Origin of the sequence: Kushneria phosphatilytica, from assembly GCF_008247605.1 — a bacterium.
Classification (GTDB): domain Bacteria; phylum Pseudomonadota; class Gammaproteobacteria; order Pseudomonadales; family Halomonadaceae; genus Kushneria; species Kushneria phosphatilytica.
The window spans coordinates 1,592,337-1,618,458 of record NZ_CP043420.1 but is presented as its reverse complement, the minus strand read 5'-3'; the positions used below and the strand labels follow the sequence as shown (position 1 = coordinate 1,618,458).

Here is a 26,122-nt window from a genome sequence, read left to right as displayed (position 1 = left end):
GAGTGTCTTGTCGCAGCCTGATCAGTCGTCGACTTCGACAATCTGCCGACCACGATAGTAGCCGTCAGGAGCGACATGATGGCGACGATGCGTCGTGCCGGTTTCACGATCCTGCGCCAGGGTCGGGTTGCTCAGCGCATCATGAGCACGACGCATGCCACGTTTGGCACGGGATTTACGATTCTGTTGGACAGCCATGAGGTGTCTCCAGTCAGGGCATCAAATGAATGATTACTGATTCTTCAGTGAGCGCAGCACACTGAACGGATTATCATCAGCAACCGTTTCTTCGGAATCTTCACCGCTTTGCAGTGCGTCACGCGAAACAGGACAATCCGCCTCGTCGTGATAAACCACCTGTGGCAGCGTGAGGAGAACCTCATCCTCGACCACGGGCAGGAGTTCCAGTTGCTCGTCTTCCACGATCACCGGTTCATAGCGTGACGGCAGAGCCGAGGCGAGCGCGTCACTGGTGATCATCCCCAGTAGAAAGGAACTCTCCAGTGCGACTGGCATCGGGCGCAGGCAGCGCTGACAGGGCATCATGAGCCGCAGTGCCAATCGACCTTCGATATGGCGCTGACCCTGTTGATCAATGTCGAACGCCAGCACGACCTGACAGTCACCTTCCTGACTGCCCACCGCCTCGACAAGTCGTGGCATGGCATCAAGTGGCAAACTGCCCTCCAGTCGCTCGGCATTGGCTGCCAGACGCCAGGGCTCGACACTTTTTGGCAATCTCGTGGTTGACATAGGCGCGCAATAATAGGGATTGTCAGGGGTGGTGTCAAAACTGCAGACACGGCGGTTACCGGCTTGAAGCCTGCTCTCACCGCGATCGTCAGAGGCAGCTTTGCCGCCGGCCGGGCAGAAGACTAGAGTAGCTATCACCGATTTTTATCAGGATCCCTTTCATGCCTTCACTCGTTCTGGCCTCCGGTTCTCGCTGGCGCCATCAGTTACTGAGCAATCTTGGCCTGCCCTTTGAGCATGCCAGTCCTGATATCGATGAAACGCCGCACCCCGACGAGCAGCCCGAGGTCCTCGCCGAGCGGCTGGCAAGCAGCAAGGCTTGCGCCCTTCGCGAGCGATTTCCTGCTCATCTGGTGATCGGCTCGGATCAGGTCGCCTGGTTCAAAGGCGAATTGCTGGGCAAACCTCATACCGCAGAGTGCGCTCGTGAGCGCCTGCTTCGCTTTTCCGGGCAGCGTGTCCACTTTTTTACAGGTCTGGCCCTGCTCGATACCCGCACGAATCAGTGCCATACCCATGTTGAACCCTTCGATGTGCTTTTTCGCACCCTGAGCGAAGAAGAAATTTGCCACTATGTAGCTCGTGATCAGCCATTTGACAGCGCCGGAGGCTTTCGCATGGAGGGACTGGGTATTGCCCTTTTCGAACGACTTGAAGGCCGCGACCCCAATGCATTGATCGGACTGCCGATGATCGCTCTTTGCAACATGCTGCGCGACGCCGGCCTCGATCCATTGACCGGCGTCGCCTGAGCGTCTGACTCAGGGCGTCTGATAGCGTACTGGCGAGCCACCCAGTTCGCCCAGCCCCAGCCAATGTGCAGCCACTTGCCCAAGCTGGCGTGACAATTGTTCGAAGGGGTCAACCCCAGGCGTAAAATCAACCGTTTGACGGCTGCCTGTAAGCTGCTCGGCGACATCATCCACACTTGCCAGCCCATCGATCAATCCGATCTGTTGCGCCCGCTCGCCTGTCCATACAAGCCCTGAGAAAAGCTCTGGCGTAGCCGTTTTCAACCGATCACCGCGCCCTGCCTTGACCGCTGCAATGAATTGCTGATGAGTACGGTCCAGCACCGACTGCCAGAACTGGCGCTGATGGTCACTGATCGGCTGGAAAGGATCGAGAAAATCCTTGTTGTCGCCGGCCGTAAACACCCGCCGTTCCACCCCCAGTTTAGCGATGGCATCCTGCAGCCCGAAACCGGAATAGATCACTCCGATGGAACCGACCAGACTGGCCGGAGCGGCATAAATATTGTCAGCAGCCGAGGCCACATAGTAGGCCCCACTGGCGCCAATATCCTCGATGACCGCCACTATCGGCTTGTCGCCCTGCTGCTCAAGACGCCGAATTTCACTATATATGCGTTGAGACTGAACGGGAGAACCGCCCGGGCTGTTTATTCGCACGATAACTGCGCCAGCAGGACTCTGCCAGGCCTGCCGGATACCTTCGATCATGCGATCGCCACTGGCTTGCGAGTCACTGTCAATCACACCCTTGAGCTCTACCACGGCGGCTCGGCCGGCAACCGCTCCCTCACCTTCTGTCTGCAATACACCCAGCACCGCCCCGCCAATCAACAGCAGCAGCAACGTCAGCCAGAGCAGACGAAAGAATATCTTCCAGCGCCGAGTACGCCGCTGCTCCTTGAGCGTCTCGCTCATCCAGCGATCCATGATGTCGATTTGCGCCAGACGCTGGCGCTCACGCAATATTTCGACACTTTCTTCTGACTGCGAGTCGGACGTCGCGTCCTGCGATGACTCATCCCAACGCGATCTGTCATTCATCCCTTGTTCCTCGCTCTCTACAAACGCCAATCACTGACATAGCCAGTCAAACATCGTCGCAGGATCATCAGCCATCCACAGCGGTGCATGAGCTTCCAACCGCGCACGATCATGCACTCCCCAACTGACACCGATCCTGGCCATACCCAGCTGTTTCGCCATGGACAGATCATATTCACTGTCACCAATCATGACGGCTTCTTCCACTGGTACATGCAACTCATCAAGCAACTCTCTGAGCATTAGCGGATCGGGCTTGGAGCGAGTCATGTCTGCTGTTCGTGTTGCATCGAACCAGGCGGCACTTCCAGTACTTTCAAGAATACGATCCAGCCCTCGCCGGCTTTTTCCAGTCGCTACGGCCAATTGCTGTTCGGGCCACTCGCGCAGCTGTGCAATCCCCGACTCGATCCCCTCGAAAAAAGGCATCGGCACGCCCCGGGTTTCTGCAGCGACGAAACGTTCGGAATAACAACGGCGTAAATTATCGGCCTGCGCGGTAGTAATCCCCGGGCATAATCTGGCAATGGCTTCCGGTAACCCCAGGCCAATAATGTCGCGGACAGCCTCTGCAGAGAGTGGCGCCCAACCGATATCGACAGCAGCACGCTGCATGCAGTCAACAATCCGTGGCGCCGAATCCATCAGGGTGCCGTCCCAATCAAGAATAATCAGTCGGTAACGCATAGCTCTCCCTGCGTTTGAAATCACTGCGCGCTGCGTTCTTCAATGCGCCCTTAAACGTTCAAGAACCTGTTTCAGCTCATCATCCAGTGGTGCCTTGAGGGTTATCGCCCTGCCGCTACGCGGGTCAGGGAAGGTCAGCGCCTGGGCATGCAGGAACAATCGTTCCAGGCCCACCGCACGCGAAAGCTGCTCGCCACGGCGAGTGCCATACTTCACGTCACCCAGCAGAGCGTGCCCCAGGTGAGCGGCATGCACCCGGATCTGGTGAGTGCGACCGGTAATCGGCTCGGCTTCCATCAGCGCCGCCTCACCGAACTGCTCCTGAAGTGCAAAACGGGTGCGAGAGCGTTTGCCATTGCTGGCCACTCTGACCCGACGTTCGCCATTACCAGCCTCAAAACGCTCCAGTGGGGCACTGACAAAATCCCGTCTGGGAGGCCATTTTCCCTGCACCAGGGCCAGATAACGCTTATCCATCTGCTTGCTGCGCATGGCATTGTTCAATGACAGCAACGCATCCCGCGATTTGGCCAGCAGCAATACCCCGGACGTATCGCGATCAAGCCGATGCACCAGCTCCAGAAAATCCAGATCTTCACGTATCTGACGCAAGGCCTCGATCAAACCGATCTTGACCCCACTGCCACCATGCACGGCCAGACCGGAAGGTTTATTGATCACCAGCCAGTCCCGTGATTCGGAAAGGACGCTTCCGGCCAGCAGATTCTTGAGATTATCACTGACTTCCTGTACCGCTTCTTCGGGTGACAATCGCAGTGGCGGAACCCGCACCCGGTCACCACTGACCAATCGCTGGTCGGCCCGAGCACGACCACCATTGACCCGCACTTCACCGCGCCGAACGATCCGGTAGATCAGTGAGCGCGGCGCCCCCTTGAGCCGTGCCAAAAGAAAATTGTCCAGACGCTGACCTGCCTGGTGCTCACTGATATCGAGCCACTGTACTTCGCGACCTTCGGCCATGTGTGCTTCTTCCTATCGCCTCGTAGCCTTGTTCGAAGCGCATTCTATCTGATATGAACGCCGACGCCCTCAATTGCCGGCTCAATGCTTTATTGTTATATTCCAAGTGCGTTCGAAGGGAGCTTGCATTACCCCGCAGCGCCTGCCTGATAAACACGCAGGCCTTTGCGTTCACAACGAGTTCGAACGACGAATTACAGTTTTTCAGCGCCCGGACTCCCGAAAGCGGGACGGGATAAGCCAATACCGTGCCGGAAGCCGGCGGCGCCGAATCGATAAATGCCAGGTGTCTGGCGGTTGGCTACAGGACCGGTGAGCGTCGATTGCTGCCGCGACATGTCCTGCCGCCGCCTTGTACTCAACATGATCAAGATAGTATGGATCCCCGCAACTCATGGCAGGGGTTGCCATGCAGACGCATTCCCGACATGCGCTGAGCACAACACAAAGCAGTAGCGGTTCGTCCGTCGCCGACGCTCGTGCCACCGTTTCACTCCGTCGACGCTGCAACCGTGCGCGCCGGAGTAGCCAGGACACGACGGCCACCTTCCGGTGCGCACTGTCAGCGAGAGAACATGAAACGCATGCTCATCAATGCGACCCAGCCTGAAGAGCTCAGGGTCGCTCTGGTCGACGGTCAACGACTTTACGATCTGGACATCGAATCCGGTGCCCGGGAACAGAAAAAGGCCAATATCTACCGGGGGCGTATTACCCGGGTCGAACCCAGTCTGGAAGCCGCCTTCGTCGACTTCGGTGCCGAGCGTCACGGCTTTCTCCCTCTCAAGGAAATATCCCGCGAATATTTTGTCCGTGATCCCGGCCAGGGCGGACGACCCAATATCCGTGAAGTGATTCGCGATGGTCAGGAAGTCATTGTTCAGGTCGACAAGGAGGAGCGTGGCAACAAGGGGGCAGCGCTGACTACCTTCATCAGTCTGGCTGGACGCTTTCTTGTTCTAATGCCCAACAATCCCCGTGCTGGCGGCATTTCCCGGCGGATTGAAGGTGAAGAACGCGCTGAACTCAAGGAAGCCATGAGTGGACTGGAGATGCCCGAGGGCATGGGGGTGATCGTACGCACCGCCGGCATCGGCCGTTCCAGCGAAGAGTTGCAGTGGGATCTGAACTACCTGGTACAGATCTGGGAGACGATCACCGAGGAAGCCGGCAAACGTTCGGCGCCCTTCCTGATCTATCGTGAATCCAATGTCATCATCCGCGCCATGCGGGATTACCTGCGCCAGGACATCGGCGAGGTGCTGATCGACGATCCCACTGTTTACAACGAGGCGCTGGCCTTCGTACAGCAGGTGATGCCTACCTATCAGCAGAAGATCAAGCCCTATCGGGATGATGTGCCGCTGTTCTCGCGTTTCCAGATCGAATCCCAGATCGAAACGGCCTACGAACGTGAAGTCAAACTGCCTTCCGGCGGCTCTGTGGTGATTGATCACACCGAGGCGCTGGTATCGATCGACATCAACTCCTCACGTGCCACCAAGGGCGGTGATATCGAGGAGACCGCCCTGCAGACCAACCTGGAAGCGGCCGACGAGATTGCACGTCAGCTGCGCCTGCGCGATATCGGCGGACTGGTGGTCATCGACTTCATCGATATGGGCCCTTCCCGCAATCAGCGGGAAGTGGAGAACCGCGTACGCGACGCTCTGAAGATTGATCGGGCTCGGGTTCAGATCGGTCGCATCTCACGTTTCGGTCTAATGGAAATGTCACGTCAGCGGCTGCGCCCTTCACTGGGAGAAACCAGTGGTGTGGTCTGCCCTCGCTGTAATGGCCAGGGCACCATCCGCGATGTCCGCTCACTGTCCCTGTCGGTCATGCGGCTGATCGAGGAAGAGGCCATGAAGGATCGAAGTGCCCAGATCCGTGCCATCCTTCCCATTCCTGTGGCGACCTACCTGCTCAATGAAAAGCGCAGTGTGCTCAGCGATATCGAGCAACGCCAGGGCGTACGCGTCATGTTACTGCCCCAACCCGACCTGGAAACGCCGCATTATGAGGTACAAAGGCTGCGTGACGACCAGGTAGATCCAGAGGATGTTGGCAAGTCGAGCTACGAACTGTCAGTGGAGTTCGACGCCCACGAGGCTGAAGAATCCACCTTCAGCAAGCCGACCGCGCGCGCGGAAGCCGCTGTCAGTTCCGTTGCCTACTCCACTCCAGCGCCCGATGTCAGCCGCCAATCAACTACTGCTGAAACATCTGCGCCCGCAGAAGGTGGTTTTATTGGCCGATTGCTGCGTGGCATGGGCCGGCTACTGGGTAACGAAGAGCAGAATACCCACCAGGAGGATGCTCACAAGGCAACGGATCGCTCTTCCTCCGAGCGTCGCAGTCGCTCACAGACTTCCCAGGCCGAGTCTTCCCGTGACACCAACAAGGGCCAGTCGCAGGAACAGAACGCACGCCAGGGTACGCGGGATCAGAGTCGTCAGAATGATCGCAACAATGGCCGCTCACAGCGAGGCGGCGATCGCCAGCAGCGTCAGAATAATGACCAAAACGAGCAGCGTCAGGAAGATAATCGTAACAAGCGCGACGCTCGTCAGAAGGACGACAACCGGCAGCAAAAGGATGATAGTCGACAGAAGGATCGGGATAACCGCCAGAAGTCCGAAGAGCGTCGAAGCAACAGTAACGGTAACAGCAAGTCCCGAGCCGACGACCGCAATGGCAATGGCAATGGCAATGGCAATGGCAATGGCAAGCGTCAGAATCGAGACACGCAACCAGCCAGGCAACCACGTGCCCAGAGCTCAGCCGAATCTGCTCAGGAAAAGCACTCGCCCCATACAACCGGATCCGAGACCGTAAAAGGCGAAAAAGACGCAGAGAAGCAGGACAGCACGTCACACGAGAAAGCGCCAAACAACGAGCGCACGCGTAATAACCCGCGCCAGCGCACTCGTCAGCACGCTCTGAAGCCGGAAGCCCTGGCAGAACAGCAGCGTCTACAGAGTGAAGCCGAAAGTGATCATGACATCACATCGGAAACCGGGATGACTTCCAACGGCGCTGTCGATCAGCCTGTGAAAAAGGCATCAACCAAAGCAGCGGCTGATATAGACAGCAGTACGGCCAGTCAGGCCAGGGAAAGCGAGCCGAGCGATACCAGGCCCACCTCCTCACCGGCCAAAGGCGGTCAGCAGTCTCAGGCAGTGGAAAGCAGCGGGAAAGACACCTCTGAACCCACGCCAGCAGCCAACGCGCATCGCGTCAGTGGTCAGGTGGAACAGAAGCCTGATTCCGCTCAAAAGGCCACGCCCTCAGCTTCTACCGGAGATAACGCTGGAGTCGCGCTGGCTGAAGCAGCCACGCCCCGAGACAAACCAGAGCTGAGCGCGACTGGCCAGGAGATAACAACCGGGAAAGCTCAGTCAGACGAGGAGCAACAGGGTAAGTCCAGTCACTCTTCGTCTCCTGCTACTCCCTCATCGGAAACAACTGGTGATAATGCAGCCGCGCCCCCGGAGCGCCGTAGCCGCGGTCGAGCCCATAATGACCCTCGAGAGAAGCGTCGTCGCGAACAGTCAGCCAGTGACTCTTCTACCCACTAGCAGCAAAAGACAGTGAAGGCCTCGCGCCTTCGCTCGCAATGCCCCATTGAAAAAGCCCGAGAGGTATCCCTGCTCGGGCTTTTTCTTTCATCCATTCATGAGAAATCGAACACTAGAATCCCACTAAACGCGGTTCCGGCTCCAGCATCACACCGAATTGCTCCCGCACGGCATCACGAATCCGCTCGGCCAGGGTCATCAATTCACTGGCACTGCCGCCGCCATGATGAACCAACACCAGAGCCTGATGATCGTGCACACCGACCGGACCATCGCGATAACCGCGAAAGCCACATTGCTCGATCAACCAACCGGCTGCCAGCTTGACCCTACCGTCACTGGTCGGATAGTGAGGCATATTCGAATAAAGACGACCCAGCGACTCGAACCGCGCCCTGTCGACTACAGGGTTCTTGAAGAAACTACCTGCATTACCCAGCAAAGCCGGGTCCGGCAAGCGCTCACGCCGTAGTGACGTCACGGCTTCAGCTACCTGAGCAGAGGTCGGTGCCATCGAACCGTATAATTCATCCAGACGCTGACGCAGGTGGCCATAATCAAGCCGCGGTACAGCATACCTGGAAAGGCGAAGCTCAAGGTGAACAATAAACAGCTCCCCCGCCCGTTCTTTTTTGAAGATGCTATCGCGATAACCAAAGGCACAGTCAGCGTGATCCAGAATACGGTAGCGACCGCTGTCAATTTCAAGGCAGTGCACACGCTCGACAATATCGGATAGCTCCACACCATAGGCACCGATATTCTGAATAGGCGCTGCACCGGCGCTACCTGGAATCAGTGCCAGATTCTCCAGCCCCCACCAGCCAGCGGCAGTCGTTTCACGGACCAGAGCCGGCCATGGCACACCGGCGTTAACATGCAAAAGCGCCCGGCGTCCCTCATCGAATGACTCAATCCAGCGTCGATGAGCAACGGACCTGAGTACCGCCCCGGGCAATTCAGGTGCAAGTACCACATTGCTACCGCCGCCCAGTATCGTCAGCGGCCAGTCATATCGACGCGCCAGCGCCAAAGCCTGACGGTAGTCTTCAAGGGTATCGGCATCAAGCAGATGATCGGCCCTGCCGGGTAAACCGAGACTATTGGCCTGATCCAGCAGAGCATCATGGTAGATTTGCAGCATTACAGATGATACTGCCGGCGCAGATGGGCAATCAGACCGTTACAGGCCTGGTCAATCAGTTCGTAGACCCGCGTGAAGCCCTCTTCACTATCGAAATAGGGATCCGGTATATCGTGGGTTTCACCCTCGGCGAAATCCATCAACAGTGCCACATGCGCCCGACTAGCGGCGGGTTGGCGCTTCCTGATGGCAGCAAGATTGGATTCGTCCATCGCCAGCAGGTAATCGAACTTTTCGAAGTCCTTCGCCTGTAACTGGCGCGCCACCAGCGCCTCGATATTGATATCACGGCTGCGGGCTTCCCGAATGGCTCGCGCGTCGGGCCCTTCACCTACGTGATAGTCACCGACCCCGCAGGAATCCACAGTGATACTGTCAGCAAGCCCCTCACGCTTCAGTTTTTCACGCAACACCCCTTCGGCTGTCGGAGAGCGACAGATATTGCCCAGGCAAACAAACAGCACCTGAATCATTGGGCGGCCTCCATGATACCGCGAATGCGTTCAACATCTTCCGGAGTATCGACGCCCGGCGCCCAGTGGTCACTTGTCTCCGCTACGCTGATGACATGACCGTGGTAGATGGCTCGCAGTTGCTCAAGCTGCTCCAGACGCTCAATCGGAGCTTCCGGTAAAGCGGCATAGGTACGCAGGAAACCAGCCCGATAGGCATAAAGTCCAACGTGCCGCCGCCAATGACCTCCCGACAGATCGACCGAAACGCCTTCACTGAACCGATCGCGATCCCAGGGGATCGGTGCTCGGGAGAAATAGAGCGCCCGGCCGCGCGCATCGCAAACCACTTTGACCGTCCCGGGACGCAGCAACACCTCATGAGCTTCAAGCGGCTCGGCCAGGGTCGCCATCGCAGCGCCTTCATCCTCAAGCAGGCGTGAGAGAACCCGCTCGATCATGCTGGGCGGTAACAGAGGCTCATCACCCTGTACGTTGACGATGCAGGCTTCATCCGAAAGCTCAAGACGCTCCACCACTTCAGCCAGGCGCGCCGTACCATTGGCATGATCATCACGTGTCATGAGGACTTCCGCGCCGAAACCGCGGGCGGCATTGGCAATCCGCTCATCATCGGTCGCGATCAGCACCCGATCGAGCCCGGCCTCATACGCCCGCCGCCAGACATGTTCGATCATGGGACGCCCGGCAAGCTCGATCAACGGCTTGCCGGGCAAACGACTGGAACCATAGCGGGCCGGGATAATGGCCAGCGACTCACTCATGCCCGGGAGTCGCCTTGCCCAGTTTTTCTTCGACGCTGAGCACACGCGCCTGATCTTCAAGCATCACCGGAATGCCATCGCGGATCGGATAGGCCAGTCCGCTTTCGCGACAGATCAGTTCACCGGCCTGTCGATCATGGATCAGCTTACCCTGGCTTCGAGGACAGACCAGCAGCGCGAGCATTTCCTTGTCCATGGTAGTCTCCGCCGGGATCACATGGACCCCGCAATGATTGAAAGGTGACGCGGACCCGGCCGCGCCTGTCATGTTACAGCGTCTCGAGACGCTGGCGTAACCACTCGATCAGTTCCGCCTCGGGGCGCGCCTCGATATCCAGCGCCCAACAGCGCTCGTTGGCAAAACGCCGGCACTTGACCGCATCCTTGGCGGTCATTACGACCGGTCGATTATCCGCAAAACGTAAATCCTGGGCGGTAAAGCGATAATGATCGGGGAAGGGATGCTGCTCGAAATCCACTTCAAGCCGCTCCAGAGTCCGAAAAAAACGAGCCGGATTACCAATACCCGCCAAGGCATGTACCCGTCCCGAGAAAGGACGATCGGCAATGCTGTAGCAGACATTGTCATTGAGATGTCGCCAGGCATGCGGTACCAGTGTCATGGAATACTGGCTGGCCGGCACGCGCACGCCCAGATCACCATTGGTAATCACGGCATCCACATCGGCCAGACGATCAAGCGGCTCGCGCAATGGACCTACCGGCAGGCAACGATGATTGCCGAAACCCTTTTGTCCATCCACCACCACCAGCTCGATGTCCCGCCCCAGCGGAAAATGCTGCAGACCATCATCGGACAGCAGGATATCGCAGCCTGCCGCAATCAGCTTGCGAGCCGCCCGCGGGCGATCGGGGTCCACGGCTACCGGTAACTGGGTCTGCTGCGCCAGCATCACCGGCTCATCACCGGCATAGGCCGTGTCAGTGGTTTCATCGACATACAGCGGATAACGCGAGGCATGTCCGCCATAACCGCGCGAAATGATCCCCGGATGCCAACCCTGATCACGCAGCCAGCGACCCAGCCAGGCCACCAGCGGCGATTTGCCGGTACCACCGAGAGTAATATTGCCCACCACAATGACCGGCACCGAAGCGTGCCATGTTTCCCGGTGACCACTCTGGAAAGCACGACGACGTCGGCGTACGACCGAACGATACAAAAGCTCCAGTGGCGTCAGCAGCTTTACCCAGCCGGCATCACTGTACCAGGCCTGTTCAAGTCGGCGCATGCACTCTCCGGCATATTCAATAACGTGTCGACCACCTTCTTTCTCAGGTCAACTCGTCGACACGTGAAGGCTCTTCCTGGAACTGGACACGGTAGAGCGCCGCATAGGCACCCTCCTGAGCCAGCAATTGCTGATGGGTGCCCTGCTCGATAATCCGTCCCTGATCCATTACCAGAATGCGATCGGCTCGCTCAATGGTTGACAGTCGATGAGCAATAACGAAGGTCGTGCGCCCTCGACAGACCTCCTCGAGTGCCTGCTGGATGTAGCGCTCGGACTCCGTATCCAGTGCCGAAGTCGCCTCATCCAGAATCAGCAATGGCGCATCACGGAAAATGGCACGAGCAATGGCAATACGCTGACGCTGTCCCCCTGAAAGCATGACGCCATTGTCACCTACCACGGTGTCATAGCCATGAGGCAAGCGCTCAATGAACTCATCGGCATAGGCCGCTTTGGCAGCAGCCTGCACAGCGTCGGGATCCGGATTGTCGATGCCATAGGCGATATTATCGGTAATGGTCGCGTTGAACAGCGTAACCTGTTGATTGACCAGTGCAATCTGGCGACGCAACGCCTTGAGATCGAAGGCCTCCAGTTCGATGTCATCGAGCATGATGCTGCCCCGGGTCGCATCGTAAAAACGTGGCAACAAATTGACCAGGGTAGTCTTGCCACTTCCCGAACGCCCCACCAGAGCAATCATCTCACCGGGCTCAACCTCAAGGTTGATATCCTGCAATACATCCGGAAGTTCCGCACCGTAGCGAAAACCAACCTTCGACAGCCTGACCCGACCCTCGACGCGTCCGGGGTCGATATCGCCCTGGTCCGGCTCGGGATCACGATCCATCAGTTCGAACAGTTCCTGGGACGCCGCCAGCCCCTTCTGGATCAACCCATTGATGTCGGTCAATGACTTGATCGGCTTGATCATCATCGAGGCAGCCGTCAGGAAACCAACAAACTCACCGGCATTCATATCGCCAAGGAGATCCGGCGCCAGCGCCAGCCATACCAGTACGGCCAGCGAAACGGCAACAAGGGTCTGAATGACCGGCGCACTGATAGCCTTGGTTAACGCCTCCTTGAGGCTCTGACGACGATTGTAGTCACTCGCCTGATGAAAACGACGATACTCATACGACTGAGCACCATGCATCCGCACTACCCGATAGCCGGAAATGGCTTCGGAAGCGACATGGGTGACATCACCCACCGAGCGCTGAATGCGCCGCGACAGCCGCCGGAATCGGCGGCTGGCATAACTGACCACACCTCCGATCAGCGGTGTCACAGCAATGAAGACCAGCATCAGTTTCCAGTTGGTCCAGAACAGATAGACAGTCAGACCAGCAACCAGCATGCCCTCCTGCAGGACAACATTCAGAGCCTTGGTGGCGGCGCCGGTCACCTGTTCAACGTGATAGGTGACACGTGAAATCAGATGACCACTGGAGTGTTGATCAAAAAAACGCCCGGGAAGATGCAGCAGGCGATCGAACACCTCGACCCGCAAGCGGTGCACCACATTACGAGCCACATATTCCATACCATAGGACCCCAGAAAGGTTCCGAAGCCCCGAGCGATGAAGATGCCGATCAGCATCAGCGGCATCAACATCCGAAAATCGGCGTCGGGATTCTGAATGCCATTGGTCAGGTATTCCATGATGCGCGCCATCAGCGTACTGGAACCGGCATAGATGGCATTGCCAATCAGGGCTACCACGAATGCCTTCCAGAACGGACGCACATACTTGAGCAGGCGCTTGTAGAGCACCCAGCTGGTATTGTCTTTCACGCACGCTCCCCGCGGTACTCGTCGTTGCGCCATGAATGGCGAGCTGTCACGACGTGTCGGATGTTCGCTGCTGACCGGCATGCAAGGCACCGGACAGCGGCGCTGATTCTACCCCAGCACAGCCACCTTCGACACCGGCACCGGCCATCCGATCATTTTCACTCTTCCTTGTGGCATGAATGCGGCTGCCACCATCACGTGTCATATCAAGCGTCACCGCCCCATCTACCGCCGTATTCCAGAGACAGCTGCGCAAGCGATCAAAACGCCTGACCACAGTATCAGCCGGATGACGATAGCGGTTGAGATAGCCGGCACTGAAAATGACATGGTATGGCTGCAGGTAACTGATCAGCGACTCTCCCGAACTGCTGTTACTGCCGTGATGACCTGCGACCAGTAATGTGATCGGACCTGGCGCCAGATGAGACAACAGTTGCCGCTCAACAGTGGTATCGGCATCGCCGGTCAGCAACACCCGATGTTCTCCATCGGTGATGGCAAGCACACAGGAGCGATCATTATCTTCAGCCGGCAGAGTGACATCTGCCATGGGCCACAGAAAACGGAACGTGATGCCATCAACACGCCACGCTGCACCAGCACGACAGGGAGTGATATTGGCTACCGACATGGTATGCCGGGTGGGTGCCCACCAGCGACTTACCTCATGTTCTTTGGCAAGTACCTGAACCCCGCCAGCGTGATCCAGATCAGCGTGACTGACAATAACCCCATCAAAGTGTTGTGCGTTATGCCATAGCGTCATGATCGGCGCAAAACCACTCGGGAACCGAGGGCCGGTATCATAGAGCCAGCGCGAATGGGCCGTACGAATCTCGACCAGCTCTCCCTGACCGATATCATGCACAACAACCGCCCAATGACGATCATCTGCCGCGGATGGAGCCAGCCCGGGCAGCACCACCAGCAAGCACAATGAAGCCAGGCTACGCCAACGCAGATCGAGTCCCGGAATCAACCAGAAAAGCGCCATCAGAATCAGCAGGGCTGACAAGGGCAACTTCACCCAATCCGGCGGGGACCAGGCAGGAAAAGACGCGGCAAGTGTGGAAATGACCCACGCGAACCCTTCGGCGCTCATACCGAACAGTTGCCAGAGCCAGTCGGTCAGCATGGGCAGAGGCATTAACAGCCAGCCAAGAAGCCCCAACGGGACCATGACCAGTGTTACCCAGGGAATGGCGACCAGATTGACCGGCAGCGCAATCAGCGAAATTCGGTCAAAAGCCCATAGCGACGCTGCAGCCGTTACCAACCCCAGAAGCCATTGTGTTCTCAGCAGCACAGGCAGCATCCGCCCCCGCGGGCGCCATCGCCAGGCCACAATCAAAGCGGCTACGGCAGCGAAAGACAACCATAGACCGGGCGCCACAATTTGCAGGGGCTGGCACACTACGACCAGCAACAACGCCAACCAGAACCCCTGCCAGACACCAGGGGCATGACGCCCGCTGGCTATCCAGAGCGCGATGAGCGTCATGATGGCAGCCCGAAGCGCCGGCGCCCCGAATCCGGAGAGTGCCGCATAACCAAAGGCTGCCATCGCCGCCACCAGCCATGGCCAGTCCAGCATGCGCCAGCGAGTCGGTTGCAGCAGTCGGCCCAGCCCTCGACAGAGCAGCAGCACCCAACCTGCAACCAGCGCCACATGCAGTCCGGAAATAACCATCAGGTGGGTGGTACCGGTTGCCGCCAGAGCCTCCCACTGTTTTTTCGTCAGCGCCTCACCCTGCCCCAGGGTAAGTGCTGCCAACCATTGATGTGCAGCGGCTGAAGGAGCATGCTGCTCCAACTGTCGCGCCAGCCAGCCACCAGCAAAACGAGGGGCGTTATCAAGCAATATCGGGCGGGGCGAGGTACGTACATAGCCGGTAGCACCGATTCCCTTACGGATCAGCCACTGGCGATAATCGAAGGTCTCCGGGTTGGCATAACCATGAGGTGGTTTCAATCGTGCCGTGATCTGCCAGCGCTGACCAACGGCAAGCTCGGGCGGGTGATACCAGTTCAGGCGCACTTGCCCAATTTTCCTGCAGCCCGGTAAATCATCCTGAAGTGGCTGACAATCTTCCGGGACAAGCACCAGCCGATCATGGCCACCGAGTGACTCAAGCTTGATAATTCGGCCGGTAAGGCGTGCATCCTGCCCTGCCAAACCATCCGGCAACAGGAAGGGCTCGAGTACGATGGCATGAGCAGCAGCCAATAAAGCCCCCAGCAAACAGGCCAGCATTACCCGTTGACACAGTGCCAGAGCCAATAGCATCAGCAACATCCAGAGGGGGACCACTACAGCTATCCCTCTGAGTGCCAGCCAGACACTGGCGATGGCGCTCATCGCCATCAACGGTAGACGAAAGCTCAAGGGAAAACGCCATGACAGCCGTACCAGGCGGTCTGCTGCCGGCAATAAGGCCACTTCAGGATGTAAAAACCCAACTCGAAGGTTCCCATGCCATGGTGGTCACATGGATAATGCCGTTTCCTCCTGTCAGTGTCGGACTTCATGCGTCGCCAACTGCTTCAACGCTACCTGCCTGATCCGGAACGCCTGCGTCGTTACAGGTCACTGCGTTTCGTGCATCCGTTGATTGACAAGCGCGCCCTGTGGCAGGTCTCACGTCATACCGTCGCCAATGCGTTTTCGGTTGGGCTGTTCTGCGCGCTGTTGCCCATCCCCTGCCAGATGCTGGTCGCAGCTCTGGGTGCCTGGGTCATGCGGGCCAACCTGCCACTATCGATTGCGCTGGTCTGGTTGACCAATCCTCTGACCATGCCGGTCGTGTTCTACACCACCTATCGAGTGGGTGCCTGGGTGCTTCAGCGACCGCCCATGCAGTTACCCGATCAGCTCAGTGTGCAATGGTTTGCTACTCAATTGACCGACGCCATGCCCTCTCTGGTGCTCGGCTCGCTGATCTGTGCCGTGGTTATCGGCGGTCTGGCCAATGTCTTGACCCGTTTGATCTGGCGTTGGCAAATCACCCGCCTATGGCGCCGGCGCCGTCGTCGCCACTCCAGATCCTGATCGGACACTTTGACCGAAACGGTTGCACCAACCAGGTTGAATGCACGCCTGACGCCGTTTCAGTCGTCGACGTCATCCGCTTTGATCAACAGGAGAAAAATCCACCATGGATCTGGGAATCAGGGGTCGGGTCGCCATTGTGACCGGCGCAGCCGGTGGGCTGGGTTTCGAAACGGCACGTGTGCTGGCCGAGGAAGGTGTACGTGTCGTGCTCAGCGATACCGACACCGAGAGCCTTGAACGTCGCAGCGCCGAGCTGGGCGAGCACTGCTGCTGTCATGCCGGTGACCTGACACGTCAGGCGGACGCCGATGCGCTGGCACGGTGTGCGCTGGACCGCTTTGGCGCCATTGATATCGTGATACATACCGCCGGCATTACCGGCGCCAAGGGGGAGCCGCTGGAAATGAGTGACAGCGACTTCGAGGCGACCTGGCAGGCCAACCTGATGTCAGCGGTAAGGATTGCCCGCGCGACCTTTCCAGCCATGCGCGAACGCGGCTGGGGTCGATTTGTCTGTATCAGCTCCGAAAATGCCGTTCAACCCTACTGGGATGAGGTGGTCTATAACGTCTCCAAGGCAGGCCTCTCCGCTTTCATCAAGAATCTCTCTTACCGTGAGGCCAAACACGGCATTCTCTGCAATACGGTTGCCCCGGCCTTCATCGAGTCCCCCATGACCGATGGTATGATGCACCAGCGCAGCAACGAGCTTGGGATCTCGTTCGAGGAGGCGATAGCATCATTCCTGCAGGAAGAGCGGCCCGGCATTGCGCTTGGCCGTCGAGGCCAGGCACATGAGGTCGCCGGCGTCATCGCCCTGCTGGTCTCGGAGCGGGGGGCATTCATCAACGGCGCCAATCTGAGAGTTGATGGGGGCGCCGTCATGTCCGTGCAGAACTGATCAACCATGCCGCTTCGGCACTACCGGAGCGGCACATCAGCCTTGACGATCAGGCCTCTGAGGCCAAACGACCATGATCAAGCGTCAGGATGCGGTCCTGATGAGCGGCGATCCGACGGTCATGTGTCACCACCACGAAAGCGCTGCGAGATCGAGCTGCCACATCATCCATCAGCGCCAGAATGCTGCCGGCCGTGGTCTGATCAAGGTTGCCGGTCGGCTCATCCATCAGCACCAGACTGGGATCGGTCACCAATGCACGAGCAATGGCAACGCGTTGACGTTCGCCACCCGATAACTCTCCCGGTTTGTGACGCCCTCGTTCTCCTACACCGACGCGTTCCAGCAGCGCCATGGCTTTTTCCGCTGCTTCATTGCGTCGGTAGCCGCGAATGATCAGCGGCATCGAGACATTCTCGACGGCCGTAAACTCTGCCAGCAGATGGTGGAACTGATAAACGAAACCGATATGCCGATTGCGAAAGCTTCCGATGGCACTTTCCGAAAGCCCCTCCAGGGTCTGCCCGGCAATCCGGATTTCGCCAGCAGTAGGTCTATCCAGTCCGCCCAGCAGATTCAGCAGAGTGGTCTTGCCGGAACCGGAACTGCCAACGACTGCCACCCGCTCACCAGCACTGACCGTCATCTCGAGCTGATCAAGTACGGTCACTTCCTGTGGTCCCTCTCGGTAGATGCGCACCAGCTGACGGCATTCCAGCATGACATCATTCATAGCGCAGCACCTCCGCAGGTTGAACACGAGCCGCCCGCCAGGCCGGATAAAGTGTCGATATAAAGCTCAGGGCAAAGGCCACGCCCACGATGACTGCAATATCACTCCACTGCAGCCGCGAGGGCAGATAGCTGATGAAGTACACATTGGGATTGAGGAACTGCACATTGAAGACCGCCTCGATCCACTCGAAGATATCCGAAATCGACAGTGCCAGCGCAACACCGATTCCCAGTCCCAGCAGAATGCCAATGATCCCGATGGTCAGTCCCTGCACGATGAAAATGCCCATGATGGTACGAGGTGTCGCCCCCAGGGTCCGCAGAATGGCGATATCGGCATGCTTGTCGGTCACGACCATGACCAGCGTCGAAACGATATTGAACGCGGCAACGGCCACAATCACCATCAGCAGCAGACCGATCAGATGTTTCTCCATCTGGATCGCCTGAAAGAGGTTGCCCTGTGTGTAGGTCCAGTCCACCCCGCGATAGCCCGGCGGCAGATCGTTGATAATGTCCCGGGTAATGGCATGCGCCTTGAAGAGATCATCGAACTTGAGCCGGATACCCTGGGCCTGACCGGACTGACGTGCCAGTGCCTTCATATCCTTGAGGCTGGTATAGGCCAGATTGCTGTCGACCTGTGCACCAACACTGAAGATGCCGGTGACGGTGAAACGCTTGAGACGTGGGAAGACGCCACCTGGCGTCACCGAGGCTTCAGGTACCAGCAGAGTCACCTTATCGCCAACGCCAACGCCCAGATTGCGAGCCAGCAGATCTCCCATGACGACGCCCCAGCTACCGGGCTTGAGCGAATCCAGATGGCCGGCGGTCATGTGGTTCCCGATAATCGACACCCGCTTTTCAGCTGCGGGATCAATGCCCTCGACCATGGCACCAGCAGTACTCCCCCCCGATGAGAACATGCCCTGTTGCTGGATATAAGGGGCAGCCCCCACCACATGAGGGTGCTGCTTCAGCCGATCGGCCAGCGAATGCCAGTCCTTGACTCCATCAACGGCCTCGATACGACTGTGCGGCACCATGCCCAGCACCCGTGACCGCAACTCGTGATCGAAGCCGTTCATGACTGACAGCACCAGGATCAATACGGCCACACCCAGCGTCAGCCCCAGCATTGAGGTCAGTGAAATGAAGGATATGAAATGATTGCGTCGCTTCGCTCGGGTATAGCGAAGACCGATCAGAAATGGGAGGCGATCCAGCATCGATATTCCAGCCGCGGACAGAAACGGGCATATTACGGATTTTGCGGTAGCTGTGCACCCTGCAGCGGCGTGATCTTCACCGCCGAGCTGCTAGAATGCGTTACCGGCAGTATGGCTATCATGCCTTCCATGCTGCTGGTCATACACCGTTTTCCATGTTGCTTCAGGATATTCCAGGATGCTGCGCATGTTGCCCGAATGGCACCCTCAGGATGCCATCATGCTGACATGGCCTCACGCCGATAGTGATTGGTCGGCGAGCCTGCCGGTCATTGAAAGTACGCTGGAAGCGATGGCTGTTGCCATCAGCCGCTATCAAACGGTACTGATCGTGGTAGACAGTAGCGTCAGGAAAGAAAGCCTGACACAGCGACTGATTCGACTGGGCGCCGAGCGTCAGCGGCTTCAAATGGTCATCGCAGCCAGTGATGACACCTGGACTCGCGATCACGGCCCACTTGCAATTGTTCGTGAGGGAATTCCGGAGCTACTGGATTATCGCTTCACCGGCTGGGGTGGCAAGTTTCCTGCCGAGCGGGACAACGCCCTCAATCAAACACTCGCTGAAGCGAGCATCTGGCAGGCGCCGCTGCATTCGAAACAGGATCTGGTGCTGGAAGGTGGTGCCCTGGAAACCGATGGCCAGGGCACGCTACTGACCACAGAGGCATGCCTGCTCAACCCCAATCGCAATCCGCAGTACGATCGTCACGCCATCGAACAACGCCTGGCTCAAGATCTCGGAATCGAGCGTGTACTCTGGCTGAGAAGCGGTCATCTCGAAGGCGACGATACCGATAGCCATATCGACACGCTGGCGCGTTTCTGCGATACCGGTACCATCGCCCATGTCCACTGTGATGATCCGAGTGATCCCCATTTCGAAGCTCTGGCTGCCATGGAAAGGGAGCTGCAACAATTGCGCCAGCCCGATGGTTCACCTTATCGATTGGTCGCCCTACCCTGGCCAAGGCCCTGTTTCGATCCTGACGATGGGCATCGACTCCCGGCGACCTATGCCAACTTCCTGATCATCAACGGCGCGGTGCTGGTCCCGATCCATGCCGACGCGGCCGATGCCCGGGCTCTGCAGGCAATGGCAACAGTGTTCCCGGAGCGCGATATCATCCCTATCGACTGTCGCAGCGTGATCCGCCAGCATGGCAGTCTGCATTGTCTGACCATGCAGCTACCGCAGGGCACACTGTTCAACTCTGCCGCGGAGGTATCATGAATTCCGATCTCAGCGTCGGTGTCGTCCAGCAATCGGCCTGGAATGACAAGCGCCGCAGTCTCGATGAGAGCGAACGTGGCCTGCGCGAGCTGGCCAGGCGTGGCGCACAGCTGGTGCTGTTGCAGGAGCTGCACGCAACCACCTACTTCTGTCAGACCGAGGATACCAGCGTATTCGACCTGGCCGAATCGCTCGATGGACCTACCGTCAGCCGATTGATCGCACTTGCCAGAGAACTTGATCTGGTCATTGTCGGCTCGATCTTCGAGCGTCGTGCCGCCGGGCTGTATCACAACACAGCGGTCGTGCTGGATCGTGAGCGTGGGCTGGTCGGCACCTATCGCAAGATGCATATCCCCGACGATCCGGGATTTTACGAAAAATTCTATTTTACCCCGGGTGATAGTGGTCACGGGAATGGGCGAGGCTTTACCCCTGTCGATACGTCACTGGGCCGACTGGGCGTACTGGTCTGCTGGGACCAGTGGTACCCTGAAGCAGCCCGCCTGATGGCACTGGCCGGTGCTGACCTGCTGCTCTACCCGACAGCGATAGGCTGGGACCCAAACGACGATGCCGCCGAGCAACAGCGACAATTCGATGCCTGGCAACTGATTCAACGCTCGCATGCTGTAGCCAATGGCCTGCCGGTGGTGGTTGCCAATCGCACAGGCCATGAAACCGATCCTTCAGGCCATAGTGATGGCATCAACTTCTGGGGCGGCAGCTTTATCGTGGGCCCCCAGGGTGAATTACTCACTCAAGCCGGCCGCAACACGGAACATCTGATAGCCAATATTCCGGCTCGACGCAGTGAAACGGTGCGACGCATCTGGCCTTATCTGCGGGACCGCCGTATCGATGCCTATCAGGATCTGACCGAGCGCTATCTTGATCATCGTTGAGGCTTACGCAGCACAGGCGTTGGTTCGAAGTCATGCATAATATGGCAATTATTCCGGATAACGGTATAAGGAGCCGATGATGGCCCTGCAATACCAGTTGCTTGCCGAGCTGGAGCATGCTTTTGATGCCCTTGTCGAGGCCACCGAAGCGCTGCTCGAGTCTTGCGAGCAGCAATGGCCTGCCGCATGGGCGCTGGGCGAGCAGAAAGCCGACAGTCAGTGGCTGCGCCGGGCCCTGACCGATTTCTGGTACCAGGATGGTCAGGATGGTCGGACTACGCGCAACTACATCGGGCTGGTCGTGGCTGACGAATCCATGATGGAACAGGTCACAGAGATCAATCAGTGCAAGGATACCTTTGCAGCCCTGCTCGAACAGATCCGCCGTGACCATCCAGCCATGGTGCCTGAAATCAAGGCGACGCTCCCCTTTCGTCATCCTGTGCTGCACGATCATCTCAAGGGAGAGGGATTGGCAAGGCTGCATCTCAAACAGTGCTGGCGTCATATCCCCGTGGCCGAAGCTCCGGTCGCGCGGGTACGCATGGCATGGTATTCGAGCGGCCGCTCCATCAAGCGACTGACCATTAGCGAGGTGGAAGAAAAACTGGCCCGCCTCAACAACGAGGCCCCCCACGTCCGCATCCAGTGGCAAAAACTGGCCGGGCTTTCCAGCGGCGAAGTATTGGCACAGGTTCAGCAGCAGGCGCCGCTCATGCGAGCCAACCTTTTCTATCGTGAGCCGCTGGATGATGGTCGCACCCGACGCGCCATGAATGTACCTCTGCCCATCTTCATGCCTGCCGAGGACAACCGTCTACCGCAGATCAACCAGCCCCCGGAACATCCACCCGAGAAGCGCACCAGGGCCCTGCGAGGCGACGCAAAGCTCGAAAGTGAACCTTTCATCCCAAGTCTCAGGGTCTATCGTTACCGGCAGCGCAGCTGAACGATTCATTCACCTACCAGGAGAGCCCGATGCCACATCTGGTGACCAGTCGACAGCGCCTTTTCAGCCCATCACACAAGGGTATCGGGCACGCTTCTCACTTTCGCTGGGAAAACGTCAACGCCTTCACCTATAAACTGGGCGGTCTACTGTTCATACTGGGGAGTATTCTGTTCTTTCCTTCACTGGCCGACTATCAACGTATTGGCGCCTGGCTATTCTTCGTGGGATCACTCTGTTACCTGCTGGTCACCGCACATGACCTGTTCGAAACGCTACGCTACTGGCGAAGGCACCGAACAGGCACGAGCGCCGATCATATAGAGCTGGTAGCCGCTCTCAATTATGTGAGCGGCAGTATCCTGTTTGCCATCGGCAGCCTGCTATTTCTGCCCTGGCTGGCGATGGAACAAGCCGGCGCATGGTGTTTTATCGTGGGATCAATTTTTTTCGTTGTAGGCGCCTGCGCCAATCTATTACAACTGGTCGATGCGCCGTCAAAACTCTACATGGAACTGTTCAACTTCACACTTGCCACCTTTATTGTCGGCTCGGCGTTGTTTGTCGTCGCGTCCGTCCCCTACCTGATCCACTTTGAAAGCTCAGGTGATAAAACCGCTATCTATCGGTTGGCGGCCAGCCAGTTCACCTTTGCCAGCATTCTCTTTCTGCTGGGCGGCCTGTTCATTTATTGGCGAATGTTTGCCCAGCGCATGCTGGAACGCAATCATGGCGCAGATCGCTTCGGCAAGAACTTCATTATGGCGGTACGCCGCGAGAGCAGAGGACAACAGGATGGCTGAGCTGCCGCTCAAAACGAGCTTTCAACAGACTCGATTGAGCCCGTTATAGGCCGCAATCCTATAGGCTTCTGCCATGGTCGGGTAATTGAAGGTCGTATTGACGAAGTAGTTCAATGTATTGGCTTCGCCCGGCTGGTTCATGATCGCCTGACCGATGTGAACGATCTCGGAAGCCTGATCTCCGAAACAATGGATACCGAATATCTCCAGTGTTTCAGGATGAAACAGAATCTTCAGCATGCCCACCGTATCGCCGGTAATCTGCGCCCGAGCGGTATCCTTGAAGAAAGCCTGCCCCACTTCATAGGGTACCCGCGCTTCAGTCAGCTCCCGCTCGTTTCGACCCAGTGAACTGATCTCAGGGATGGTGTAAATGCCGGTGGGAATATCATTGACGTAACGAAAGGAGGTATTCATGGCATCGCCGGAAGCGGAGCGGCCCTGATCATAGGCAGCACTGGCCAGACTCGGCCAACCGATCACATCACCGGCAGCATGAACGTGTGCCAGCGCCGTGCAATAATGCTCATCAACCTGTACCTGACCACGCGAATTGGTCTCCAATCCGATATTTTCCAATCCCAACTGATCAGTATTGCCTGTGCGGCCATTGGCCCACATGAAGGTATCAGCGCGCAGCCGCTTGCCTGATTTGAGATAGAGCGTCACCCCGGCATCATCACCTTCGACCCGTTCATACTCTTCGTTGTGACGGATCTGTACGCCGTTGTTGCGCAAGTGATAGGAAAGCGCATCGCTGATCTCGTCGTCCAGAAAAGACAATAGTCGATCACGAGTATCAATCAGATCGACCTTGACCCCCAGACCGGAAAAAATGGAGGCATATTCCGAACCGATCACCCCGGCACCATAAATGATCATGCGCCGCGGCGTATGCGACAGGCCAAGAATGGTATCAGAACAGAAGATACGCGGATGACGGAAATTGATATCCCTCGGACGATAGGGGCGTGAACCAGTGGCAATGACAAATTCGTCGGCGCCGAGCTCTTCATGACCCTCATGGGCATCTCGTACCACAAGTGTATGAGCATCATTGAAGCTGGCCGTCCCATGATAAACATCGATACGGTTTCGATTATAAAAGGCTGTGCGCATTTCGACCTGCTGCTCGATCACTCGTCGCGAGCGCTCCAGCATACGAGGGAACGACACGCCGCGCGGTTCGGCAATTTCACGAAACAGCGGATTGTCACGAAACTGCATCAGCTGTTTGACTGCATGACGCAATGCCTTGGAAGGAATCGTGCCACGGTGAGTACAATTGCCACCTACAGTGGATTGCGCCTCAACAATGGCAACGCGCTTGTCATGCTTGGACGCATTGATCGCGGCACTTTCGCCGGCCGGACCCGAACCGATGACAACAACATCATAATGATAAACGGCCATACCGCGGCATCCACTCCCTGATCAGGCTTTAGCGTCGACGCATGGCATCGACGGCGAGATCCGCGCGCCCCTGGGCGCTGACCTCTCGAGTCCGCTTTTCGCAGACATCATCGTTGCCACCACAGATATCACACCCTTCCTTCATTCCCAGCCGATTAAGACCGCCACAGGAGCCGGCAATCGGTTTACGCCCGAGCAGTACACCAATTGACATGGCCGTCACCAACAGCAGCATGGCCGCCAGTACCAGTAACCAGGTAGTCATCACAACATCCTCCCTGCTCTTCTCCTCCGGCAAGGCATCTGTTCGGCAGAGGCCGGCCCCGCCAGGCAAATAGAGCTGTTTCATGGCAAAAGGCGCCGAGGCATTATCTACCCCTGGCGCCTTCCCAAACGAGTTTGCGATCAGCCGCCGAAATCATCCAGCAGGATGTTTTCCGGCTCAACCCCCATATCGGTAAGCATCTTGATCACGGAGGCATTCATCATCGGCGGACCACACATGTAGTATTCGCAGTCCTCGGGCGCCGGATGATCCTTCAGATAACGCTCGTACAGCACATTGTGAATAAAGCCCGTTGGGCCTTCCCACTGATCCTCGGGCTGCGGATCGGAAAGTGCCAGATGCCATTCGAAATTGGCATTTTCGAGAGCCAGCTGATCGTATTCATCATTATAGAACGACTCGCGCATTGATCGCGCCCCGTACCAGAACGAGATCTTGCGATCACTGCCCAGTCGCTTGAGCTGATCGAAGATATGACTACGCATGGGTGCCATGCCGGCGCCACCACCAATGAAGATCATCTCGGCATCGGTATCACGAGCAAAAAATTCACCGAAGGGCCCATAGACGGTCACCTTGTCGCCTTCCTTGAGATTGAAGACCCAGGTCGACATCAGCCCCGGGGGATGCTCACTTTTCGGAGGCGGCGTAGCAATACGTATATTGAACTTGAGAATACCGCGCTCTTCAGGATAGTTGGCCATCGAGTAGGCACGGATTACCGGCTCGGTAGTCTTGCCGCGCACATTGAACAGCCCGAACTTTTCCCAGTCACCGCGATACTCTTCGGGAATATCGAAGTCGCTGAAAGCAATGTCGTAGGGCGGCGCTTCAAGCTGCATGTAGCCCCCTGCCCGAAACGCCACATCCTCGCCTTCCGGTAGTTTCAGGGTCAGTTCCTTGATGAAGGTGGCCACATTGTCGTTGGACACGACCGTGCACTCCCACTTCTTGACCCCGAACACTTCCTCAGGGACCTGAATCTTCATGTTCTGCTTGACCGGTACCTGACAGGAGAGCCGCCACCCCTCCTTCTTTTCACCCATGGTGAAATGGCTCTCCTCGGTCGGCAGAATTGATCCACCACCATCCTGTACCCGGCATTTGCACTGGGCACAGGAGCCTCCACCGCCACAGGCAGAAGAGAGAAAGATGCCATTGGCGGCCAGAGTCTGCAGCAGCTTTCCACCCGCCTGGGTGGTCAGGGTGTTGTCAGGATCATCGTTGATCTCGATGGTGACGTCGCCACTGCTGACCAGCCGGCTACGGGCTGCCAGAATCACGACCACCAGCCCGAGGACGATCACCGTGAACATGACGACACCGAGCAGGATTACGGATGTATCGACCATGTCTGTTACCTGTTATCC

25 protein-coding genes are annotated in these 26,122 nt (G+C 57.6%); 8 read left to right on the top strand and 17 right to left on the bottom strand.

Annotated features, from left to right (window positions below; translation table 11 throughout):
* Positions 1-21: 21 nt before the first annotated feature.
* Positions 22-198: a 50S ribosomal protein L32 gene (rpmF, locus tag FY550_RS07380; RefSeq protein ID WP_070977340.1), complete on the bottom strand. Its 177-nt coding sequence runs from the start codon at positions 196-198 to the stop codon at positions 22-24.
* A gap of 33 nt (positions 199-231) precedes the next feature.
* Positions 232-753 (bottom strand): YceD family protein, encoded by a 522-nt coding sequence (locus tag FY550_RS07375; RefSeq protein ID WP_070977339.1) that lies wholly within the window; start codon positions 751-753, stop codon positions 232-234.
* Positions 754-914: 161 nt separating this feature from the next.
* Here FY550_RS07375 and FY550_RS07370 point away from each other — a divergent pair, with 161 nt between their 5' ends.
* Positions 915-1,505: a Maf family protein gene (locus FY550_RS07370; RefSeq protein WP_070977338.1), complete on the top strand. Its 591-nt coding sequence runs from the start codon at positions 915-917 to the stop codon at positions 1,503-1,505.
* A gap of 9 nt (positions 1,506-1,514) precedes the next feature.
* Here FY550_RS07370 and sppA read toward each other — a convergent pair whose 3' ends face one another.
* Genes sppA through FY550_RS07355 form a run of 3 tightly spaced genes read right to left on the bottom strand, consistent with a single transcriptional unit; the run spans position 1,515 to position 4,220 of the window.
* Complete coding sequence (sppA, locus tag FY550_RS07365; RefSeq protein WP_070977337.1) at positions 1,515-2,549, bottom strand: signal peptide peptidase SppA; 1,035 nt, start codon at positions 2,547-2,549, stop codon at positions 1,515-1,517.
* A 30-nt stretch (positions 2,550-2,579) separates the two neighbouring features.
* Entirely contained in the window at positions 2,580-3,236 is a 657-nt protein-coding gene (locus FY550_RS07360) for an HAD family hydrolase (RefSeq protein WP_070977336.1), read from the bottom strand.
* Between the two features lie 39 nt (positions 3,237-3,275).
* Positions 3,276-4,220 carry an RluA family pseudouridine synthase gene (locus FY550_RS07355; protein WP_149054451.1) on the bottom strand — a complete coding sequence of 315 codons (945 nt, stop codon included), beginning with the start codon at positions 4,218-4,220 and terminating at the stop codon, positions 3,276-3,278.
* 575 nt (positions 4,221-4,795) lie between these two features.
* On the opposite strand from FY550_RS07355, the gene rne reads away from it, so the two are divergent.
* Complete coding sequence (rne, locus tag FY550_RS07350) at positions 4,796-7,801, top strand: ribonuclease E (protein WP_149054450.1); 3,006 nt, start codon at positions 4,796-4,798, stop codon at positions 7,799-7,801.
* 112 nt (positions 7,802-7,913) lie between these two features.
* On the opposite strand, the gene murB is transcribed toward rne, so the two are convergent.
* The 7 genes from murB to FY550_RS07315 form a co-directional block, all read right to left on the bottom strand.
* Positions 7,914-8,945 (bottom strand): UDP-N-acetylmuramate dehydrogenase, encoded by a 1,032-nt coding sequence (gene murB / locus FY550_RS07345; protein ID WP_070977288.1) that lies wholly within the window; start codon positions 8,943-8,945, stop codon positions 7,914-7,916.
* Entirely contained in the window at positions 8,945-9,418 is a 474-nt protein-coding gene (locus FY550_RS07340; RefSeq protein ID WP_199287862.1) for a low molecular weight protein-tyrosine-phosphatase, read from the bottom strand. Before FY550_RS07340 ends, murB begins: the two co-directional genes overlap by 1 nt.
* On the bottom strand, positions 9,415-10,182 hold the full coding sequence (kdsB, locus tag FY550_RS07335; RefSeq protein WP_149054449.1) for a 3-deoxy-manno-octulosonate cytidylyltransferase: 768 nt from the start codon (positions 10,180-10,182) through the stop codon (positions 9,415-9,417). Before kdsB ends, FY550_RS07340 begins: the two co-directional genes overlap by 4 nt.
* Positions 10,175-10,378: a Trm112 family protein gene (locus FY550_RS07330; RefSeq protein WP_070977287.1), complete on the bottom strand. Its 204-nt coding sequence runs from the start codon at positions 10,376-10,378 to the stop codon at positions 10,175-10,177. Before FY550_RS07330 ends, kdsB begins: the two co-directional genes overlap by 8 nt.
* Before the next feature lie 73 nt (positions 10,379-10,451).
* Positions 10,452-11,435, bottom strand: a complete 984-nt coding sequence (gene lpxK / locus FY550_RS07325; RefSeq protein WP_070977286.1) for a tetraacyldisaccharide 4'-kinase — start codon at positions 11,433-11,435, stop codon at positions 10,452-10,454.
* 43 nt (positions 11,436-11,478) lie between these two features.
* Positions 11,479-13,239: a lipid A export permease/ATP-binding protein MsbA gene (gene msbA / locus FY550_RS07320; RefSeq protein WP_233350296.1), complete on the bottom strand. Its 1,761-nt coding sequence runs from the start codon at positions 13,237-13,239 to the stop codon at positions 11,479-11,481.
* Positions 13,240-13,285: 46 nt separating this feature from the next.
* Entirely contained in the window at positions 13,286-15,628 is a 2,343-nt protein-coding gene (locus FY550_RS07315) for a DNA internalization-related competence protein ComEC/Rec2 (RefSeq protein WP_139148634.1), read from the bottom strand.
* A 141-nt stretch (positions 15,629-15,769) separates the two neighbouring features.
* On the opposite strand from FY550_RS07315, the gene FY550_RS07310 reads away from it, so the two are divergent.
* Positions 15,770-16,291, top strand: coding sequence for a DUF2062 domain-containing protein (locus FY550_RS07310; protein WP_149054448.1), 522 nt, complete (start codon positions 15,770-15,772; stop codon positions 16,289-16,291).
* Between the two features lie 106 nt (positions 16,292-16,397).
* The gene (locus FY550_RS07305; RefSeq protein ID WP_070977283.1) at positions 16,398-17,195 is read left to right on the top strand and encodes an SDR family NAD(P)-dependent oxidoreductase; all 798 of its coding nucleotides are present in this window, start codon (positions 16,398-16,400) and stop codon (positions 17,193-17,195) included.
* A 49-nt stretch (positions 17,196-17,244) separates the two neighbouring features.
* Here the strand turns inward: FY550_RS07305 and FY550_RS07300 are convergent, their stop codons facing one another.
* Positions 17,245-17,928 (bottom strand): ABC transporter ATP-binding protein, encoded by a 684-nt coding sequence (locus tag FY550_RS07300; protein ID WP_070977282.1) that lies wholly within the window; start codon positions 17,926-17,928, stop codon positions 17,245-17,247.
* Positions 17,921-19,162 (bottom strand): lipoprotein-releasing ABC transporter permease subunit, encoded by a 1,242-nt coding sequence (locus FY550_RS07295; RefSeq protein WP_149054447.1) that lies wholly within the window; start codon positions 19,160-19,162, stop codon positions 17,921-17,923. Before FY550_RS07295 ends, FY550_RS07300 begins: the two co-directional genes overlap by 8 nt.
* A gap of 178 nt (positions 19,163-19,340) precedes the next feature.
* Here FY550_RS07295 and FY550_RS07290 point away from each other — a divergent pair, with 178 nt between their 5' ends.
* The 4 genes from FY550_RS07290 (at position 19,341) to FY550_RS07275 (ending at position 23,053) form a co-directional block, all read left to right on the top strand.
* Entirely contained in the window at positions 19,341-20,396 is a 1,056-nt protein-coding gene (locus FY550_RS07290; RefSeq protein ID WP_149054446.1) for an agmatine deiminase family protein, read from the top strand.
* The gene (locus FY550_RS07285) at positions 20,393-21,301 is read left to right on the top strand and encodes a carbon-nitrogen hydrolase (RefSeq protein ID WP_070977281.1); all 909 of its coding nucleotides are present in this window, start codon (positions 20,393-20,395) and stop codon (positions 21,299-21,301) included. Before FY550_RS07290 ends, FY550_RS07285 begins: the two co-directional genes overlap by 4 nt.
* A gap of 79 nt (positions 21,302-21,380) precedes the next feature.
* Positions 21,381-22,250: a DNA replication terminus site-binding protein gene (locus FY550_RS07280; protein WP_070977280.1), complete on the top strand. Its 870-nt coding sequence runs from the start codon at positions 21,381-21,383 to the stop codon at positions 22,248-22,250.
* 29 nt (positions 22,251-22,279) lie between these two features.
* Positions 22,280-23,053, top strand: a complete 774-nt coding sequence (locus FY550_RS07275) for a YrhK family protein (RefSeq protein ID WP_070977279.1) — start codon at positions 22,280-22,282, stop codon at positions 23,051-23,053.
* A gap of 21 nt (positions 23,054-23,074) precedes the next feature.
* On the opposite strand, the gene sthA is transcribed toward FY550_RS07275, so the two are convergent.
* The 3 genes from sthA to nqrF all read right to left on the bottom strand — a co-directional run bounded on the left by sthA (position 23,075) and on the right by nqrF (position 26,104).
* Positions 23,075-24,466 carry a Si-specific NAD(P)(+) transhydrogenase gene (gene sthA, locus FY550_RS07270; RefSeq protein WP_070977278.1) on the bottom strand — a complete coding sequence of 464 codons (1,392 nt, stop codon included), beginning with the start codon at positions 24,464-24,466 and terminating at the stop codon, positions 23,075-23,077.
* Between the two features lie 28 nt (positions 24,467-24,494).
* Complete coding sequence (gene nqrM / locus FY550_RS07265; RefSeq protein ID WP_070977277.1) at positions 24,495-24,731, bottom strand: (Na+)-NQR maturation NqrM; 237 nt, start codon at positions 24,729-24,731, stop codon at positions 24,495-24,497.
* 140 nt (positions 24,732-24,871) lie between these two features.
* Positions 24,872-26,104 carry an NADH:ubiquinone reductase (Na(+)-transporting) subunit F gene (gene nqrF / locus FY550_RS07260; RefSeq protein WP_149054445.1) on the bottom strand — a complete coding sequence of 411 codons (1,233 nt, stop codon included), beginning with the start codon at positions 26,102-26,104 and terminating at the stop codon, positions 24,872-24,874.
* Between the last annotated feature and the right edge of the window lie 18 nt (positions 26,105-26,122).